20 protein-coding genes are annotated in these 17,337 nt (G+C 35.4%); 5 read left to right on the top strand and 15 right to left on the bottom strand.

Features of this window, described 5'->3' with window-relative positions; all coding sequences use genetic code 11:
* Positions 1 to 36: 36 nt before the first annotated feature.
* Entirely contained in the window at positions 37 to 1,563 is a 1,527-nt protein-coding gene (locus LG276_RS10805) for an MDR family MFS transporter (protein WP_251161494.1), read from the bottom strand.
* 177 nt (positions 1,564 to 1,740) lie between these two features.
* On the opposite strand from LG276_RS10805, the gene LG276_RS10800 reads away from it, so the two are divergent.
* Positions 1,741 to 2,613 carry a TetR/AcrR family transcriptional regulator gene (locus LG276_RS10800; RefSeq protein ID WP_251161493.1) on the top strand — a complete coding sequence of 291 codons (873 nt, stop codon included), beginning with the start codon at positions 1,741 to 1,743 and terminating at the stop codon, positions 2,611 to 2,613.
* A 47-nt stretch (positions 2,614 to 2,660) separates the two neighbouring features.
* Here LG276_RS10800 and LG276_RS10795 read toward each other — a convergent pair whose 3' ends face one another.
* The 5 genes from LG276_RS10795 to LG276_RS10775 form a co-directional block, all read right to left on the bottom strand.
* Positions 2,661 to 3,740 carry a nitric oxide synthase oxygenase gene (locus LG276_RS10795; protein ID WP_281202429.1) on the bottom strand — a complete coding sequence of 360 codons (1,080 nt, stop codon included), beginning with the start codon at positions 3,738 to 3,740 and terminating at the stop codon, positions 2,661 to 2,663.
* Between the two features lie 72 nt (positions 3,741 to 3,812).
* Positions 3,813 to 5,162: a D-arabinono-1,4-lactone oxidase gene (locus LG276_RS10790; RefSeq protein ID WP_251161492.1), complete on the bottom strand. Its 1,350-nt coding sequence runs from the start codon at positions 5,160 to 5,162 to the stop codon at positions 3,813 to 3,815.
* Complete coding sequence (locus LG276_RS10785; RefSeq protein WP_251161491.1) at positions 5,159 to 6,421, bottom strand: alanine racemase; 1,263 nt, start codon at positions 6,419 to 6,421, stop codon at positions 5,159 to 5,161. Before LG276_RS10785 ends, LG276_RS10790 begins: the two co-directional genes overlap by 4 nt.
* Complete coding sequence (locus LG276_RS10780; protein ID WP_224936261.1) at positions 6,411 to 7,934, bottom strand: cation acetate symporter; 1,524 nt, start codon at positions 7,932 to 7,934, stop codon at positions 6,411 to 6,413. Before LG276_RS10780 ends, LG276_RS10785 begins: the two co-directional genes overlap by 11 nt.
* A gap of 2 nt (positions 7,935 to 7,936) precedes the next feature.
* Complete coding sequence (locus tag LG276_RS10775; protein ID WP_306469979.1) at positions 7,937 to 8,281, bottom strand: DUF485 domain-containing protein; 345 nt, start codon at positions 8,279 to 8,281, stop codon at positions 7,937 to 7,939.
* 171 nt (positions 8,282 to 8,452) lie between these two features.
* On the opposite strand from LG276_RS10775, the gene LG276_RS10770 reads away from it, so the two are divergent.
* Positions 8,453 to 8,650, top strand: coding sequence for a hypothetical protein (locus LG276_RS10770; RefSeq protein WP_224936259.1), 198 nt, complete (start codon positions 8,453 to 8,455; stop codon positions 8,648 to 8,650).
* Between the two features lie 71 nt (positions 8,651 to 8,721).
* Entirely contained in the window at positions 8,722 to 9,147 is a 426-nt protein-coding gene (locus LG276_RS10765; RefSeq protein WP_224936258.1) for a DUF2621 domain-containing protein, read from the top strand.
* 77 nt (positions 9,148 to 9,224) lie between these two features.
* Here LG276_RS10765 and LG276_RS10760 read toward each other — a convergent pair whose 3' ends face one another.
* From LG276_RS10760 to LG276_RS10750, 3 genes are all read right to left on the bottom strand, one after another.
* On the bottom strand, positions 9,225 to 9,719 hold the full coding sequence (locus tag LG276_RS10760; protein WP_224936257.1) for a CcdC family protein: 495 nt from the start codon (positions 9,717 to 9,719) through the stop codon (positions 9,225 to 9,227).
* Positions 9,720 to 9,801: 82 nt separating this feature from the next.
* Positions 9,802 to 10,161 (bottom strand): response regulator, encoded by a 360-nt coding sequence (locus LG276_RS10755; RefSeq protein ID WP_095369427.1) that lies wholly within the window; start codon positions 10,159 to 10,161, stop codon positions 9,802 to 9,804.
* Between the two features lie 183 nt (positions 10,162 to 10,344).
* Positions 10,345 to 11,052 carry a cytochrome c biogenesis CcdA family protein gene (locus LG276_RS10750; RefSeq protein ID WP_095369428.1) on the bottom strand — a complete coding sequence of 236 codons (708 nt, stop codon included), beginning with the start codon at positions 11,050 to 11,052 and terminating at the stop codon, positions 10,345 to 10,347.
* A 303-nt stretch (positions 11,053 to 11,355) separates the two neighbouring features.
* Between LG276_RS10750 and LG276_RS10745 the strand changes: the two genes are divergently transcribed.
* Positions 11,356 to 11,535 (top strand): aspartyl-phosphate phosphatase Spo0E family protein, encoded by a 180-nt coding sequence (locus tag LG276_RS10745; protein WP_224936256.1) that lies wholly within the window; start codon positions 11,356 to 11,358, stop codon positions 11,533 to 11,535.
* Positions 11,536 to 11,734: 199 nt separating this feature from the next.
* Here the strand turns inward: LG276_RS10745 and LG276_RS10740 are convergent, their stop codons facing one another.
* From LG276_RS10740 to LG276_RS10715, 6 genes are all read right to left on the bottom strand, one after another.
* On the bottom strand, positions 11,735 to 11,953 hold the full coding sequence (locus LG276_RS10740) for a YneF family protein (protein WP_095369430.1): 219 nt from the start codon (positions 11,951 to 11,953) through the stop codon (positions 11,735 to 11,737).
* 84 nt (positions 11,954 to 12,037) lie between these two features.
* Positions 12,038 to 12,472 carry a sporulation inhibitor of replication protein SirA gene (sirA, locus tag LG276_RS10735; RefSeq protein ID WP_095369431.1) on the bottom strand — a complete coding sequence of 145 codons (435 nt, stop codon included), beginning with the start codon at positions 12,470 to 12,472 and terminating at the stop codon, positions 12,038 to 12,040.
* A 136-nt stretch (positions 12,473 to 12,608) separates the two neighbouring features.
* Positions 12,609 to 14,606 carry a transketolase gene (gene tkt, locus LG276_RS10730; protein ID WP_251161490.1) on the bottom strand — a complete coding sequence of 666 codons (1,998 nt, stop codon included), beginning with the start codon at positions 14,604 to 14,606 and terminating at the stop codon, positions 12,609 to 12,611.
* A gap of 158 nt (positions 14,607 to 14,764) precedes the next feature.
* Positions 14,765 to 14,995 (bottom strand): DUF896 domain-containing protein, encoded by a 231-nt coding sequence (locus tag LG276_RS10725; protein ID WP_224936230.1) that lies wholly within the window; start codon positions 14,993 to 14,995, stop codon positions 14,765 to 14,767.
* A 448-nt stretch (positions 14,996 to 15,443) separates the two neighbouring features.
* Positions 15,444 to 16,109: a recombinase family protein gene (locus tag LG276_RS10720; RefSeq protein ID WP_251161489.1), complete on the bottom strand. Its 666-nt coding sequence runs from the start codon at positions 16,107 to 16,109 to the stop codon at positions 15,444 to 15,446.
* Positions 16,110 to 16,123: 14 nt separating this feature from the next.
* The gene (locus LG276_RS10715; RefSeq protein WP_224936228.1) at positions 16,124 to 16,456 is read right to left on the bottom strand and encodes a LysM peptidoglycan-binding domain-containing protein; all 333 of its coding nucleotides are present in this window, start codon (positions 16,454 to 16,456) and stop codon (positions 16,124 to 16,126) included.
* A gap of 131 nt (positions 16,457 to 16,587) precedes the next feature.
* Between LG276_RS10715 and lexA the strand changes: the two genes are divergently transcribed.
* Complete coding sequence (gene lexA, locus LG276_RS10710) at positions 16,588 to 17,235, top strand: transcriptional repressor LexA (protein ID WP_251166477.1); 648 nt, start codon at positions 16,588 to 16,590, stop codon at positions 17,233 to 17,235.
* Positions 17,236 to 17,337 lie beyond the last annotated feature (102 nt).

Here is a 17,337-nt window from a genome sequence, read left to right as displayed (position 1 = left end):
GACTGTGAGATGAGGATCTCCAGTCACTTTATTCTATCATCTTGACGATTCTGTTTCATTTAAAGGTTCTGTTTCTAATGCTTCCGTCTGTTCTTCAGGATCTTTTGCAGGTACTGAGCGTTTCATAAAGAAGACGAGAATCAACGCAATAGCCGAGATAAAGGTTGAAACGAAAAAGGCAAAATTAATCCCGTCTAATGTAGATTGCAACCCAATTTGTATCATCGCTTCTTGAGATAATTCTCCTCCACCATTTTCACGTAGAGTAGTTTTTGCTAAATCTTCTCCGACAGCGTTTGCTTTATTAGACATAATTGTAATAAGTAATGCTGTACCAATGGCACCAGATACTTGGTTAAGTGTATTATTCATCGCCGTACCATGGGGATAAAACCGTGGTGGTAATTGATTCAAACCGTTTGTCGATACAGGCATCATGACCATTGACATACCGAACATTCTAATCGTATGTAATACCATAATATGAATTACCCCTGTATCCATACCAAGACGACTAAAAAAGTAAGTCGAGATAGTCATAATGCTTAAGCCGGTTAAAGCTAATATTTTCCCACCGAATTTATCAAATAACTTTCCAGTTAGGGGTGACATTGCTGCCATTATTAATGCACCTGGCAGCATCATTAAACCGGCATCAAAAGGGGAAATACCTCGGATATTCTGTACATAGATAGGAATGAGTAGCATCCCTGAGAACATCGCCATATTCACAACCATTGTAATAATCGTTGAGAGAGTAAACATTGGAAATTGAAAAACACCAAAGTTTAACATTGGTTCTTTTTGCTTGTTTTGTCTAAAAATAAAAATGAATAGAGAAATAGCACCAACAATGATAGTTAAATAAACGTTCGCAGCACTCCATCCATCATTACCTGCTGAGCTGAATCCATATAAAATTCCACCAAACCCAATACTAGACAATAATAATGAAAGAAAATCTAATTTAATTGATTGCTTTTCTTTTTTATCTCTTAACCATATAAAGCCTAATAGTAAAACGATAATTGCAATTGGAGAAATAAAATGAAACAGCATTCGCCAATCATAATTTTCGACTATCCAACCTGACAATGTTGGACCTATCGCTGGGGCTGCCATTAATATTAAACCAAATATCCCCATCGCAGAACCACGCTTTTCAACAGGAAAAGAAACGAGCATCACATTCATTAGAACAGGCATTAATATAGCCGAACCGGATGCCTGCATCATTCTTCCTATAAGTAACATGCTAAAAATATCGGCAAATCCAGCTACAAATGTTCCTAATGTGAACATAAGCATCGCAAATAAAAACAAAATGCGAACACTATATTTACGGATTAAGAACGCCGTTGCAGGGATTAAGACCCCATTTACTAACATATAGCCAGTTGTTAGCCACTGGACAGTAGCTGTATCTACATTCAAATCCTCCATGATTGATGGTAAGGCGATATTTAATAAAGTATTGTTTAAAAACGCAATAAACGCACCCACCATTAGGATTGCTAATAATCCATAGGGTGGTGTACTTGAATTTTGGTGATTTGCGGTCATTGGTTCCCCTCCCTATACACATTGTTCAATTGTTTATACCACTATTTCACGTAGGACTTATCATAACTGATATGATTAGTGAATGCAATCATTATATTTCGCTTTGCGAATTTTTTCTTAGTAGAATTTTATGTTATGATACTAATTATTTAAAACTTAAAAATAAGGTGATATTTTTTGAAGGACAGAAAATTACATGTCATTCATTTAGCTCATGAATTATTTATTGAAAAAGGATTTCAAGCTACTTCTATCCAAGATATATTATCTTATACAGGTATATCTAAAGGTACATTCTACAATTACTTTTCATCAAAATCAGAATTACTGATGGCCATCTTTAAAGATAGTTACAAACTGATGGAAAAGGAGAGAGATGCTTTACTTATCGGAAAAAGCCCACAAAGTATTGATGTTTTCAAGCAGCAAGTTGAACAGCAAGTCATGTTTAATCATAAACACCAGCTTGTCTCCTTATTTGATGAAATGTTCATATCAGATGACTTAGAACTTAAAGCATTTATAAGAAAAGGTCAGCTCCAGACAGTTAAGTGGATTTATTACCGTTTTATTGATCTGTTTGGAGAGAATCGGCGAGCATACCTTCTTGATATGTCTATTATCTTCCTTGGTATTCTTCATCAGTTGAGCAAATATTATACTGAATTATTTCAATCATCGGTCAGTATTACTAAGGTTGTTCAATATAGTGTTGAGAGAATTGTAGAAATGACAAATCAAGTTGCGACAAAAGAAGTTCAACTATTCTCACCTTCTTTAATCGATACAGAGATCAATGATTTATTAGGTACTGAAACACAGGATGAAATTAAGTATTTATGTGAACTTATCTTGGAAACGGAAGTAATAACTAAGGACGAAGAATTATTGATACAGTTTATTCAAGACGAACTCCTTTTAAGAAAAAAACCAAGGAAGTTTCTTATTGATAGTGCCTTAGAGACATTAAAACGGACAGATTCAATTTATAATAAAGGTAGTATTATACGGCTTCAGTCTATTGTTCACAAAACTTCTTCCCAATCATAAAAAAAAGATAGATATTCTAACCATTAGGGTAGAGTATCTATCTTTTTTTAATAAGGTTTATGCTGATAATAATAATTGGGTGACTTACTTACATTTTTATAAGGTTTATGAAAAATGTGAGTAGTAGCTGGTGATAAAGGAGGGATAAGCCAAGTCCAATCTCCAGTGACTTCTCTCTTATGTTTTCTTTCCTTCGTTTCAAATTGTTTGAATTGTTCCGCAGCCGTATGGTGATCTACAATACTAACTCCTGCCCGTCGGAAAGAATGCATGACAGCTAAATTTAATTCGACTAATGCACGATCTTTCCAAAGTGAAGCATTCGAGCGAATATTTAACTCTAACATTTCTGCTATAATAGGTAGCTGATTGTACCTCTCTTCATCTGCTAAATTTCTAGCACCTATTTCTGTCCCCATATACCAACCGTTAAAAGGTGCAGCTTCATAAATAAGACCGCCTATTTCCATTTTCATATCAGCAATGATGGGGATTCCATACCATTTTAACTGTAATTCTTTAAACCAAGTATATTCGGGATGTTCGATTTCTACCTCAACAATTAATTCTGTTGGGATCGTAAACCATTTGGGTTCTTCATTGTTCTTTTGAATAACAAGCGGTAATATATCGAAACGACTATAGGTCGGCTCCCAACCTAGCTCGATGCACTTTTTTGTAAATTCAATAGAAGATGAATCACCTAATATACCATCTTTGGTGTCGTATCCAGCATACCTAATTAATTGGTGATTCCATAGACGAAAGGTTGTATCACTCTCGTTACTTGGAAATACAGTAATAAAAGGTTTAATTTTCCCACTATTCGTCGCTAGTTTTATGTGCTCAAAAAGCGCCTTTGCTACTTCCTCTTCTGTGTTACATAATCTCTTATCGATGACTTGAAGTGTTTCCCAAAAGAAACGCCCTATACAACGATTACTATTACGCCATGCAAGTTTGCTACCATAAGCCAATTCTTCCTGTAATTGCGTATATGTTCCAGTTGATTCTATTTCATCAAATATCATACTTAATCTTCTATCCGCTTGTTCTTTTGATTGCCTTGTTTCTTCGTAAAACTGATAAATAAATTCCTGAGCTTTTTGAAATAGTTCTTTAGACAAGATAGACTGAATCCTCCTGAATGTAGATTCGATAATACTATCTTACCATATCCCTATTGTATATTAGAAAAATCATGGCTTTTCTGTCATTGTTTCTTTCCCGTACATGTTGCCCTTTTCAATATTTAACAACTTCGCCAAATACGGATTGACAAATAAATGGTTTGGATCAAGTTTTGCTCTCCATGTGAGGAATTCTCTTAGGTGGCTGTATTTACTAGTCAACTCTGAAAGCTTTGCTTGATGAATCTTCCCCCAATGAGGACGCCCATTATACTTATTCATAATTGCTTCCATATCGTTAAAATAGGTTTCATATGGCATACCTTTAAACATATGAAAAGCAATATAAGCTGAATCTCTCCCAAAAGATGGACTTAACCAAATATTGTCTCTTTTCACGACGCGACATTCGATAGGAAAATGGACCTTATATTGCTGCTCTTCTATCTTTTTCCTTATTTCATCGAGACAAGCAACCATATGCTCTAATGGAATCGCATACTCCATTTCAACGAACTTTACTTTTCGTGGAGTAGCAAATAAATCATAACTTGGCGCATATTGCTCACTATTACTAATGGCTTTTGCGCTTATACGACTAACTGATTTCGATAGATTTGGCCACTTGCGACATAAGACAGATAGAAAACCAAATATATAATTTTCCATTATCATACTTTCCATCTTACGCCATTTTCTTGTCCTCGGCTTCTTGTCTGTTATATTCATTGTTTTTATTTGCACATGGTTAGAAAAGGGAAATAAGAAGCATTCAAAATGGCGATTGTTATGGATATATAAACTAATATGAGGCTTTAAATCACTATAAAGTATTTTCCTACTTTTATAAACATAGGTCGGCGCTTGAATGACTTTTAATTTCACCTTTACAACGATGCCCAACAACCCTAACGAAACGAGCGAGGCATCGTACAATTGTGAGTTTACTTGACGAGAGATTAGCAGTTCCTCTCCTCCTGCTGTAATCAGGACTAATTCTTCAACTTGTGTAGAAATATTGCCGAATTTCATACCTGTCCCGTGTGTACCAGTTGATATTGCGCCGGCAATACTTTGCGTGTTTATATCACCGAGGTTTTCTTGCGCCCAACCTTTCTCACCTAAGTATTTGCCGATTTCATATAATTTGGTACCACCATATACCTCTACTAAACCTTGGTCCTCATCAAAAGAAATCATACCTGATAAACGGTTTAATGAAACGAACCACTCTTCGGTTTGAATTAGATTTGTGAAAGAATGTCCAGATCCTATCACTCTAATCTTCTTCTCTTCCTTTCTTGCATTATTTACAACTTTTATGACATCCTCTATGCTTTGTGGAAAAAATAGTTGCTCAGCATTAAATTGTACATTTTCTGCCCAGTTACGGATAGATGCGAGCGAAGTTTTTCTCATAGGAAACACATCCCTTCTCCTCTATACGTTTTTACAGTTGATGTGGATTGATTTTCCGAGTAGCAATGAATCTCTGTGAACCTTTCACATACCTCCCCAGCTTTCGCAGCTCTAAAAACAACGGCACTTCCTATGGATAAACGTTCTTTTGAATAAGACAATGGTGTTTGCACCTCGCCAGCACCTTCCATAGATAAAAGTCTCATGCCATGTGGATATACGGGATGTGGCATCTTCGTTTGATCAGTAACACCGGAAGCAATGTAACCTCCTCCGAGACATGTATATATATTCGCTTTCGCTTGACGAACAATAGGTATGGCAAAGAAGAGAGCAGGTTCGTATTTTATCTCTTGATAATAATCAAAAAGAAGTGGTGAATAAAAGCCTGACCCGACAGTAATTTCCGACACTTGTTCGTCTGTCGCCGTATAATGGATACTACCAGTCCCGCCACCATTCACTAAAGCAGGTGTATAACCTTTTTGTTGTAAAGCTGTAATGATTTCTTCCCTCTTCCGTTTTACTTCTCGCTTTGCTTTTTGTTTCATTAAACGAATAATGGTATTTTTCCCATATGAATGCGGGACGTTATCACCAACGCCAGCAATTTGTGCTTCATATCCCATGAGTCCCTTCCAGTGAAGCACATCACTAGCATGAATAGCTTCTACTATAGCTAGGACCTCAGAGGAGCTTCTTAAAGAAGATCGGCGAACACCAAAATGAAATCCAAAAATATTTGTACTCATATCTATATCTATACAAACTGAAAACTGGCCATTTACAGACTTTGCTAGTTTTATTAAATAATCAACATGCGCTAAAGAATCGACCATGACAGTTATTTCTCTCGGGTGCTCTCGAGCAATTAGCATTAGAGAATTTTCATCCATACTTGGGTATCCAAGCAAAATGTCATTAAAACCATATTTCACTAATACTAAGCTCTCATCAGCAGAATAAGTCATAATACCTTGATAGCATTCATTTGAAGCCAAAATACGCTTGATTACTTCAATGGAACGAATAGACTTTGTTGCTACTCTTATTTTTTTGCCTTTTGCATGCATTGCGATGACCTGGCAGTTTCGATCAAGAGCATCTAAATCTAATAAAAGTGCAGGCTTCAATACATTTTCTATTTTTTCCATATCCATTAAATTCTCACCACCACCATTATTTCGCAAAATATAAGAAGAGCGACTTTCTAGTGGAAAGCCGCTCCTGCTCGTTGTATTAAAAATATTATTTAACACCTGTATTCGCTTTAACAGTTACTTCATTATATTTCTTCTCATCTCGTTTATTTGACACAACTGCACCAATATAAGCTGCTAGAAATCCTGCTGGAACTGATATGATTGCTGGGTTGGTTAATGGGAATATTGGATCACCAACAAGGATTGCTGTTCCTTCAGGGCTCAATACACTTGGACTAATAGCTACTAGAACAAGTGCAGTAACGAGACCGGTAACCATTCCTGAAATGGCACCCGCTGTGTTGAACTTCTTCCAGTAAATTGTATAAATGATAACTGGAAGGTTCGCACTTGCTGCCACACAGAAAGCTAAAGAAACTAAGAAGGCAACATTTAACGTTTGCGCAAATAGGGCAAGAATAATCGAAAGTACAGAAACACCAATGGAGGCATATCTTGCAGCCAGCATTTGCTCTCTCTCAGTTGCTTTACCTTTTTTAATAATTTGCCCATAAATATCATGTGCAAAGGCTGAAGCTCCTGAAAGCACAAGCCCAGCAACGACGGCTAGAATGGTTGCAAAAGCAACGGCAGAAACGAATGACATTAGGAAGTCTCCACCAAGTGCTTCAGCTAATAGAGGTGCTGCCATATTACCAGCTGCATTGGCTGCAACGATATCTTGTGAGCCTACAAACGCTGCAGCTCCAAATCCTAGGAAGATCGTTAAGATATAGAATATTCCTACAATCCAAGTAGCTGTGACAACAGAACTTCTTGCTGTTTTAGCATCTTTTACTGTGAAAAATCTCATCAAAATATGAGGCAGTCCAGCAGTACCTAATACAAGAGCGACCATCATTGACAATGTGTCAACACCGTTCGTATATTTCACACCTGGGTTTAAATACGATTCACCGTGGGATGTTACCGTTTTCATTTGCTCAAACATACCAATAATATTAAAGTTAAACTCTTTTAATACAAGGAATGAAATAATAACTGTTCCTATCATTAATAGTGCTGCTTTAATAATTTGAACCCAACTAGTTGCCGTCATTCCGCCAAATAAAACATAAGTTGTCATCATTACACCTACGATTACAACAGCAATCCAGTAATCAATACCCAACAATAATTGTATAAGTGCACCAGCTCCAACTAATTGAGCAATCATATAGAAAATTACAATCGTTATCGTACTAATTGCCGCTACTCCTCGAACTTTCTTTTCACTAAACCTGGCACTAATCATATCAGCAATTGTATATTTACCCAAATTTCTTAGTGGTTCAGCAACAATATATAATACGACTAAATAGGCTACTAAGTATCCAATAGAATAGAAGAAACCATCAAACCCGAATAATGCAATCGCGCCCGCAATACCTAAAAAGGAAGCGGCTGATAAATAATCACCAGCAATCGCTAAGCCATTCTGCCAACCGGTTAATCCCCCTCCAGCTGTATAAAACTCACTTGCTGTATTCGTGCGTTTTGCTGCCCAATAAGTGACCACCAATGTCATCGCTACGATTAATACGAATAAAGTTAAGCCAATCCCACTCATAATTAACGTTCTCCTTGTGTTTTATGACTTTCAATGATTTGTTCTGCATCTTTATCAAATTTTGCAGCTTTTTTAACGTAAATCATGCATAAAACCCAAGTCATCACAAATTGTGCAAACGCATACATCCAAGTCCAAGTAATAGAACCAATTGCCGGTTGATTAAGCACATTCGTAAATGAAGTCAGTATCGGTAGCATAAAATAAAAGAGCATGAAAAAAATAATCATTGGTACTAAAAAGGCTTTCTTAGCACTTAATAATCTTTTAAAAGCTGAACTACTTGCCACAACCTCATAATCTACATTCTCTTCCATTTGGTCATGCGCTTTCGCTAAGTTATCCAATGGATCCCCTCCCATTTTCTGAAATATATGTATATTCTAAAAAATATAATAAATATATGCAATAGTATTTGTACTAAAAGAAAAGATTTATTTTTAGACAAGTTTCGACAATAACAAGAAATTTTAATATAATAGAAAGTAAATTATTTACTATAGTTTGCGAGGGAAATCATGAAGAAAGTACGTCTATTAAAAGACTATCAAAATTTTCAAAAAGGTACTCCTTTTCTCGTCATTACTGAATCTGAATTTATTGGTGTAAAAGAATATGTATTGAGAACATATGATTTACATCATCGATTACTCATCACCGACAAGGAATACGCCACACTGTTTTCACAAATTGGGAAAAACGAACCTCTTCTGTGACGCTTGCTTGTCTGATTGATTAAGAAGCCTTATAATAATGAGAGAATAAGAACGGTAAGGGTGAAAAGAACATGCTCGATGGTTGGTTTATGTGGTTTATACTTTTTTGGGTTGTCATATTAGTAATCCTTATGTCCATTGGTGGTTTCTTTATGTTCCGAAAGTTTTTAAAACGGCTGCCTAAAGCTGACGGTAAATCTGATATGGATTGGGAAGAATATTATGTAAGACAAACACAGCATTTATGGGGACAACAAGAAAAAGAGTTATTGAATGATCTCGTTAGTCCAGTACCAGAACTCTTTCGTGATGTCGCCCGACAAAAGATAGCTGGAAAAATTGGAGAATTAGCTGTAAAGGAAAAAGCAACAAAGATAACAGAAGAAATTCTCATCCGCGGCTACATAATTGCTACTCCAAAAAAAGATCATAAATTTCTAAGAAAAAAATTGGTACAAAAAGAAATCAACATGACACCATATGAACATCTTTTTTAAAACGAAGCAAAAAATTGCACAATAATAAAGAAGCACCTTTAAAAGTTGGACACTCTTAAAGGTGCTTCTTTTCATTATTAAGTAGTTGGCCTCGATCTTACTTGTTTAACATTTACCGCCTTGTCCATTTTGCGAAATTGAACGAACATCGCCATACGCCATGGAACAATCATCGCAAATGCTAATAAGTAAAACATTCCTGCAAGTGCACCTACATCTATAGTCGAACTTAGCATCAGTTTGGCAACGAGGCGAATAATGAGTAAACCTATTAAGATAAATATAAACGCTTTCGATTTCTTTAAATAGATTTCGTCTTCCTTCTTCTCAAATTTAGTCGTTTTGATTAATATTAAGGAAAACAACGCCCCTACTATAGCAGCTTCCAATAATTCAATTGGCGTAACGCGAAAATAGGGAAAAATAAACATTAATGCCCCCGTACTCATAAACACGGGAGGTAAAATTATCTTCTTGATCGTGACTGGATGATTAGCTGCCTTCATTCGGATGAACATAGCTAATACTGCCATAGAAACAGCTCCAATTGATGTCAACAACACCATGTCCATAAAAAACATCCTTTTACAATAAAATCAATGACACTTATTATTATAGCTAATTCCTATTCAATAGTAAATTATATGTATGATATTAAGATAACACTCGTGATACTGCATCTATTACTCTAACTTCATCAAATGGTTTGATGATAAAATCTTTTGCCCCAGCTTCGATCGCTTCTACTACCATTTTTTGTTGACCCATGGCCGAACACATAACAATTCTAGCTGTTGGGTATTCAGCTCTAATTTTTCTCATTGCTTCTAATCCACTCATCTCTGGCATTGTAATATCCATTGTCACAAGATCTGGTGTTAACTCCTCATATAAAGCAATGGCTTGTTTACCATTCTCCGCTTCGCCCACAATATCATGATTGGCTTTTTTTAATATATTTGTTAAAGTCAGCCTCATAAATTTCGCATCATCTACTACTAGTATCTTTGCCACCTATTATTCCTCCTCCAAACACATCCGCTACAACATCTCATATTACCGAACTACTTTGATTTCAAAGTAATATCCTCATTACAATATATCTAATTTTTCTAATAATTTCAATTTAAACCCAACGACAATTTTCGCAAGGATCAAAAAGCGAGTTATCCTCACTTTTTAATCCAATTATCACTGTTAAAAACCAGTAAAACCACCTGTCAACATAGTGAGGAGGGAGATTATATCAGTCATCCAATCAAAAAACAAGACGACACCCATTACTATCATTAAAATCCCACCAATTCTCATAATCTTTACATTATGTTTTTTAATCCATTTCATTTTACCGATAAAGAAAGACAATATTAAAAATGGCACAGCAAAGCCAATAATATAGGCAATCATATAAAATAAACCAGATCCGGGATTTGTCGCTGAAAGTAAAATAACTGAAGCTAAAATAGGTCCAGAGCAAGGTGTCCAACCAGCAGCAAAGGCTAAACCTATTAAAACTGAACCGAAGTAACCAGTCGGTCGATTTTTAAAATCAAATCTCCTTTCTTTCATTAAGAATGCTGGTTTAAGTAAACCTAAGATCACTAGACCAAATATAACGATAAAAATGGCTCCAATCTGACGGATGAGATCAGCATATTCATAAAAAAAGTTACCTATATAAGAAGAACCAAAGCCGATGGCAATAAACACTATTGAAAATCCTAATAAAAAGCAGAGCGTATGTATCAAACTACGTTTTTGTAGCAGTGCATTCTCCGTTTTTAATTCACCTACGCTCATTCCAGTGATATACGATAAAAATGCCGGATATAATGGTAAGCAGCATGGCGAGATGAAACTCAAAAAACCTGCACCAAGAGCAATAATAAAATTCACATCAGTCATACCAACACCTCCATACCTTCCCCTTTTTCCTTCCCCATTCTATCAAAACATTATGAGAAAAGAAATTAATCTTTTTGAATAATTTGTGTCTAACATTTAACACACATGGTAAACACGAGTTTTATTTCGACATTGTGTCAATTTCGTTGAATCATTTAGTGATATGTATAATGAATGTAAAAAGTTTTACATAAGTTTCTTTTGAATTAATTACCATAATTCGCTATAATTAATAAAAGTATATTTGGGACAAAATAGAAACTACTTCATGGTTAGACAAAATCGCAGAGGAGTTTTAGGTGCGTGAACAAACAAGACTTACTATTATTAATTGAACAAAAAAGACGAGAACTGATTCAAACTGCTATGAGAAACGGCCTCAACTCTACTTCTGCCATAAAATATAGTCAGGAGTTAGATTCTCTATTAAATGAATATAATCGTCTTTACGAGAGCAGACTCACATTAAATAGACAAGCATAAAAGGCTAACACTTGGATTTATCAAGTAACTTGATATCAAAGAATTCAACAATATGATACCGACTAAAGAAATAGACCAAAGCTAAAGTTTAGCTTTGGTCTATTTCTTAGTTGCAATGAAGAACCGAAAAATAAAGTTTGCTCTGTTTCTATCTATATGCAATTGAACCTAGTAACTTTATCTAACTATAGTTCGTAAGTTATTTTCCAGGTTGTTGCTTATTCATCGCATTCATCATTTGGTTAATTTTCTTCTGAGACGGCTTCATTCCCATTTGCATCATCATCATTTTAAGCATTTGTTCATTAATTGGTGGATTTTTCTTTAGGTAGCTCATCATATATTTACGAGCGATGAAAAATCCTAGTGCTACACCAGCAAGTAATGCTAATATACCAACTAGAATATATGTCCACATACTACTTCCTCCTTCATGTTGTCTATCATACAGTGTACTAGACCAAAGGTTATTATACAATATTTGCTGATGATTTTCTCTAATTTAGACAAACTTTCTTTCTTTTATTGGCTTTAACCAGCCAAATCGATTATGAAAAAGGTCGATTGCTAAATAAGAACTTTCTTCTTTTCGTAGGACTTCAAAGAACACCGTCTCTGCATCATAGTTTCCTTGAGCCTCTAAACTAAGAAAACGATCATAGATCATCAACTTAGCTTGACTATTTTTCTCTTTAATATAAAACGCATTGCTCTTATAAGAAACTTTTTTCTCTGCATATAATTCTCTATATAGATCATTATTTACTTTATCTTTTGGAATATTCTTGGTGATAAAGGCAATTTGTTTTCCCAAAATAAATTGGATCGTTCCAGTCGCTTGTTCATATTCCTTGAACAGCTGATAAAACATTTGCTCTCTACCAAAATAATGAGACGCAAAAGGTTCATCTATTAAATATAGCTGATACGTTCTCATAGAATTACTCCTTTTTTAGACAAGTCTTTTTCTTATTATAAAATTTTATTTCAGTATTTTCTGTCTCTTTTTGTTATAAATTTCTACTTTTTTTGTCGAAAAAAAACGAAGAGGGAAATTCCCTCTTCGCTCATGCTTATAAACTTTTTAATTTGCTTACGATATTCTCTACAGTAAACCCATACTCTTTTATTAGAATATCTCCTGGTGCAGAAGCACCGAATTGATCAATTCCTAAAACGTCGCCTTCTAGACCGACGTATTTATGCCAGCCAAATGATGCTGCCATTTCTATGGCTAAACGTTTGGTTACATTTTTAGGTAATACAGATTCTTTATATTCATTTGATTGAGCATCAAATCGTTTCCAATCCGGCATACTGATTACTGCCACATCAAAGCCCTCTTCTTTTAAAGCAGCTTTAGCCTTTACCGCTAATTCTACCTCTGACCCTGTCGCTAAAAGAAGCGCATCTGGTTGCTCTTTTTCTGCTTTTGCAATCACATAAGCACCTTTTTGAACTCCTTCAGGGGCTAACTCTGCTGAGTTTGGTAGGGTAGCAATATTTTGCCTAGTTAACACAAGTGCTGTTGGTTGATCTTTTGACTCAATCGCTAGCTTCCAAGCAGCTGAAGTCTCATTTCCATCAGCTGGGCGAATTACTGCTAAATTTGGCATGGCACGAAGTGCTGCCAATTGTTCAACTGGTTCATGTGTAGGCCCATCTTCACCTACAGCAATACTATCATGTGTAAGAACATAAGTAACAGGTAGCTTCATTAATGCGGCAAGTCGAATAGCTGGTCTTAAGTAGTCAGAGAATACAAAGAATGTCCCTCCAAAAACATTTAGGCCACCGTGTAAAGCCATACCATTTAAAGCGGCACCCATAGCAAATTCTCGTACGCCAAACCAAATATTTTTACCAGCATAATTAGTTGCTGAGAAGTCTTCTGCATCTTTAATCATCGTCTTATTCGAACCTGCTAAGTCAGCTGAACCACCAAAGAAAGATGGTAAGTTCTTCGCAATACTATTCAGAGCTTCCCCTGAAGACGCTCTAGTGGCTAAGCTTTTGCCTTCTTCATATACGGGAATATCTTTATCCCAACCATTTGGTAATTCACCTTTGATTGCACCTTCTAGCTGTTCTGCTAATTCCGGATGATTTTTTTTGTAAGCAGCAAAAAGATCTTTCCATTCACTATCTGCTTTTTCACCGTTAATAGCTACATTTTGTTTGAAGTGTGCATATACTTCTTCAGGTACATGAAAATCTTCTTCAAATGTCCACTCATAAGCATCTTTTGTTAATTTTAATTCAGCTGATCCTAGTGGCGATCCATGAGAAGCAGATGAGCCTGCCTTATTCGGGGATCCGTAACCAATTACTGTTTTAACTTCTATTAACGTCGGTTGTATAGTATTTTGACGAGCGCTGTCAATTGCCTGGGCAATTTCATCGAGATTATTTCCATCTTCTACTCGAAGATAATGCCAGCCATAACTTTTAAAACGATCGGCTACACTTTCAGAAAATGATTGATCTAAATCTCCGTCTAATGAGATGTCATTAGAATCATACATTACGATCAGCTTTCCTAATTGAAGGTGACCAGCAAGAGAAGCTGCTTCTGCAGACACTCCCTCCATTAAGTCTCCATCTCCGCATATACTATATGTATAGTGGTCTACTACATTGTAGCCATCTTTATTATATTCAGCTGATAGGTGGCTTTCTGCCATTGCCATCCCTACTGCCATGGCAATTCCTTGTCCTAATGGACCTGTTGTCGCATCTACACCTGGTGTATGGCCATATTCAGGATGTCCTGGTGTTTTACTACCCCACTGACGAAATTCTTTAATATCATCTAAAGAAAGACCATATCCCGATAAATGAAGGAGACTATACAAAAGCATAGACCCATGACCTGCAGATAACACAAAGCGATCACGATTAAACCAATCAGGATTTTTGGGATTATGATTCATAAACTTTGTCCATAAGGTATACGCCATTGGCGCAGCTCCCATTGGCATTCCTGGATGACCAGAGTTTGCCTTCTCGACTGCATCGATAGACAATGTTCTTATGGCACTAATTGATAAAGCATCTGTTTTGTTGAACATGAACGACATCCTTTCAATATATATCCTACAAATTAAATATAATAGACTTTCACCTTCAGTTACAACCAGAAAGGTAAAAAATTATATAATTATCATATAAACAATAACAAAGGAAACTGTTCGTGACAGTTTCCTTTTAAAAATTTATAAACACAATCTTAGTGAAGTGGTTTATTTTGTTCACGTTTTAACTTATCTGGTGTAACATCATTACCTTCAGGGTCAATAACAGTAACACCTTTTAATGTATTTAACATAGAAGCTCTAAACTTCTCTAAATATTCTTTTCTTAATTTAGATTGTTCCTTTGCCTCTGATTCTGATAAACCTTCTGTTTTCGCTTTCTTAGCAAGCGAATTAATTCTCGCCAATTTTTCTTTTGAAATCATTGTGTTACACTCCTTCCCATCCAAAAAGTCTTCATTCCATATGGAGAAGATACTTAATAGCCATATTACTAAATATGAATGGATTTTACAAGAAAGCAGTTTTACACTCATGCTTTTCACTATCATTTCAGAGGACAATAAGTTGGTATCGTATTGCTTTATTATTAGGTATGGCAATGTAGCAGTGTTCTCAACTTAAAAATGTGAGAATTATTTAATGTAGGGTGCGTATGTAAATAAGGGGAATAAGGGAATAATACTTTCACTAACGTTAAATGAAAAAACATGGATGAATCCTCGGCAAACAAATAACCATTCACAATTCACATGTCTGAACTCATGGACGATTGAAGGATCTTTCAGTATGCTTTTATCTTGGAATCAGTACCAGAATTTCTTAGTCTTTAAGTTAAATTACAACTAATCAACTTAACTTATTAGGCCTATATCAAGATGATTCATTATCCACCTGCTCTATATCAGCTATATATTCATTATATCTACGGTTTACTGTCGCTTTAGATATTTTATAACCAAAGCCTCTTAACGTTGCAGCAATTTCTGCAAAAGTAAGGTTATTTTGTCTCAATTTTACTATTTCTTCTATTGGTACCTCTATTCGTTCTCTTCCGTTTATATTTCCTTGGTTTTTTAAATTCTTTTCAGGTCGAAAGCCTTTTTGAACAGCTTTTTGCATCCCTCTTTTTATTTTTACATTATGTATTTTTCTTTGATACTCTTCAACCATGCTAACAATTTGTAATACCATAGAATCAGAATCTGAAAGTTGCAATTCTCCATTATGGGCAATAGTATAAATTTTCCCATTTTCCTTCAGTATACAATGTAAGATGGCAATTTTAGCATTTCCTCTTCCAATCCTGGTTTCATCTTGAATAAGAACAGCCTCTGCTTGATTTTGTTTAAGTAACTCCAATAATTGCAACAAACCAATTCTTTCTAAATCATAACCACTTGCTTTCTCACGTATGACTTCAACCACATTCATATCTTTCATTCTTGCTAAATGTAAAAGTTCTTCCTCTTGTCTAGCAAGAGACGTTTCCTGGGTATCTTTCGTCGTACTCACTCTGCAATATATAATTACATTCATTCTCTTTCATTCCTTTAGTCTTCTAATATCACACTAGCTAAATTTGTTTCAGATATTATTTCACCATCTGTAATGGGAAGATACACCTTATCACCAGGATGTATTTTACCTAAATGTATATGATTAAATTCTTCTACCCAAGCAACAAAGTCTTTAGAAGACATATTATGGGCATCTTTAAATTCCTCCGCCATTTTCCATAAAGAATCTCCTTGTTTTACTTCAACTTTTACATATTCCACCTGATTTGCATTACCAGTGTTCAAAAATAATAAGAAAGCCATACCGAAACTAAAAGCGATAAGAATAATAGCATAACTATAAGAATTCCACAATTGTTTTATCATTAATTGCCACCCCTGAATAGAATATATGTTCGATTTGATAATTTTAGTATAATGCGAACGTTTGTTTCTGTCAATAAGAAAATTCGAACTTATGTTTGTATCTATTTACTACTGATGGTATAATAATCTTAATGAAATTGACGAAGGTGCGTGATAGCGTGAAATTATCTAAGAGGCAGCAAGATATATTGAATTTTATAAAAGATGAAGTAAAACAAAAAGGTTATCCACCTTCCGTTAGGGAAATAGGTGAAGCTGTTGGACTTGCTTCAAGTTCAACCGTACATGGCCATCTAGCCAGACTAGAGAGTAAAGGACTTATTCGTCGAGATCCGACAAAACCCCGTGCCATTGAAGTATTAAATTTAGAAGAAAGCAACCCAATTCCTAAAATGCAAACGGTGAACGTTCCTATTATCGGTAAGGTTACTGCTGGTCACCCCATTACTGCGATTGAGAATGTTGAGGAATATTTTCCTTTACCTGAAAGAATGGCTCCGAGTGATGAAAATATCTTCATGCTTGAAATTATGGGAGAAAGTATGATTGAAGCTGGCATATTAGATGGTGATTATGTCATAGTCAAGCAGCAACAAACAGCAAATAATGGAGAAATCGTGGTTGCTATGACAGAAGATGATGAGGCCACCGTTAAGCGATTCTTTAAAGAGAAGAACTTTATCCGCTTGCAACCAGAAAACCCTACCATGGAGCCGATTATCCTGCACAATGTATCTATTTTAGGCAAAGTAATTGGTGTTTATCGCCAAATACATTAAAAAAGAGTGTCATTATTGACACTCCTTTTTAATAGTTGCAATTATCTTTATATGTTACTCATACAATTATAAAATTTGAAAAATTCAGTAAAATAGAATCAT

Source organism: Cytobacillus kochii, assembly GCF_044790165.1.
GTDB lineage: Bacteria > Bacillota > Bacilli > Bacillales > Cytobacillaceae > Cytobacillus > Cytobacillus kochii.
This window is presented reverse-complemented; position numbering and strand designations above follow the sequence as displayed.

What these genes read in the sequence shown, in the direction of transcription:
- LG276_RS10805 (WP_251161494.1), bottom strand. Translation starts at nt 1,563, where the DNA reads ATGACCGCAAATCACCAAAATTCAAGTACACCACCCTATGGATTATTA.
- LG276_RS10790 (WP_251161492.1), bottom strand. Translation starts at nt 5,162, where the DNA reads ATGAGAAAAACTTCGCTCGCATCTATCCGTAACTGGGCAGAAAATGTA.
- LG276_RS10780 (WP_224936261.1), bottom strand. Translation starts at nt 7,934, where the DNA reads ATGAGTGGGATTGGCTTAACTTTATTCGTATTAATCGTAGCGATGACA.
- LG276_RS10770 (WP_224936259.1), top strand. Translation starts at nt 8,453, where the DNA reads ATGAAGAAAGTACGTCTATTAAAAGACTATCAAAATTTTCAAAAAGGT.
- LG276_RS10765 (WP_224936258.1), top strand. Translation starts at nt 8,722, where the DNA reads ATGCTCGATGGTTGGTTTATGTGGTTTATACTTTTTTGGGTTGTCATA.
- LG276_RS10760 (WP_224936257.1), bottom strand. Translation starts at nt 9,719, where the DNA reads ATGGACATGGTGTTGTTGACATCAATTGGAGCTGTTTCTATGGCAGTA.
- LG276_RS10750 (WP_095369428.1), bottom strand. Translation starts at nt 11,052, where the DNA reads ATGACTGATGTGAATTTTATTATTGCTCTTGGTGCAGGTTTTTTGAGT.
- LG276_RS10740 (WP_095369430.1), bottom strand. Translation starts at nt 11,953, where the DNA reads ATGTGGACATATATTCTAGTTGGTATATTAGCATTACTTGCTGGTGTA.
- sirA (WP_095369431.1), bottom strand. Translation starts at nt 12,472, where the DNA reads ATGAGAACGTATCAGCTATATTTAATAGATGAACCTTTTGCGTCTCAT.
- tkt (WP_251161490.1), bottom strand. Translation starts at nt 14,606, where the DNA reads ATGTTCAACAAAACAGATGCTTTATCAATTAGTGCCATAAGAACATTG.
- LG276_RS10725 (WP_224936230.1), bottom strand. Translation starts at nt 14,995, where the DNA reads ATGATTTCAAAAGAAAAATTGGCGAGAATTAATTCGCTTGCTAAGAAA.
- LG276_RS10720 (WP_251161489.1), bottom strand. Translation starts at nt 16,109, where the DNA reads ATGAATGTAATTATATATTGCAGAGTGAGTACGACGAAAGATACCCAG.
- LG276_RS10715 (WP_224936228.1), bottom strand. Translation starts at nt 16,456, where the DNA reads ATGATAAAACAATTGTGGAATTCTTATAGTTATGCTATTATTCTTATC.
- lexA (WP_251166477.1), top strand. Translation starts at nt 16,588, where the DNA reads ATGAAATTGACGAAGGTGCGTGATAGCGTGAAATTATCTAAGAGGCAG.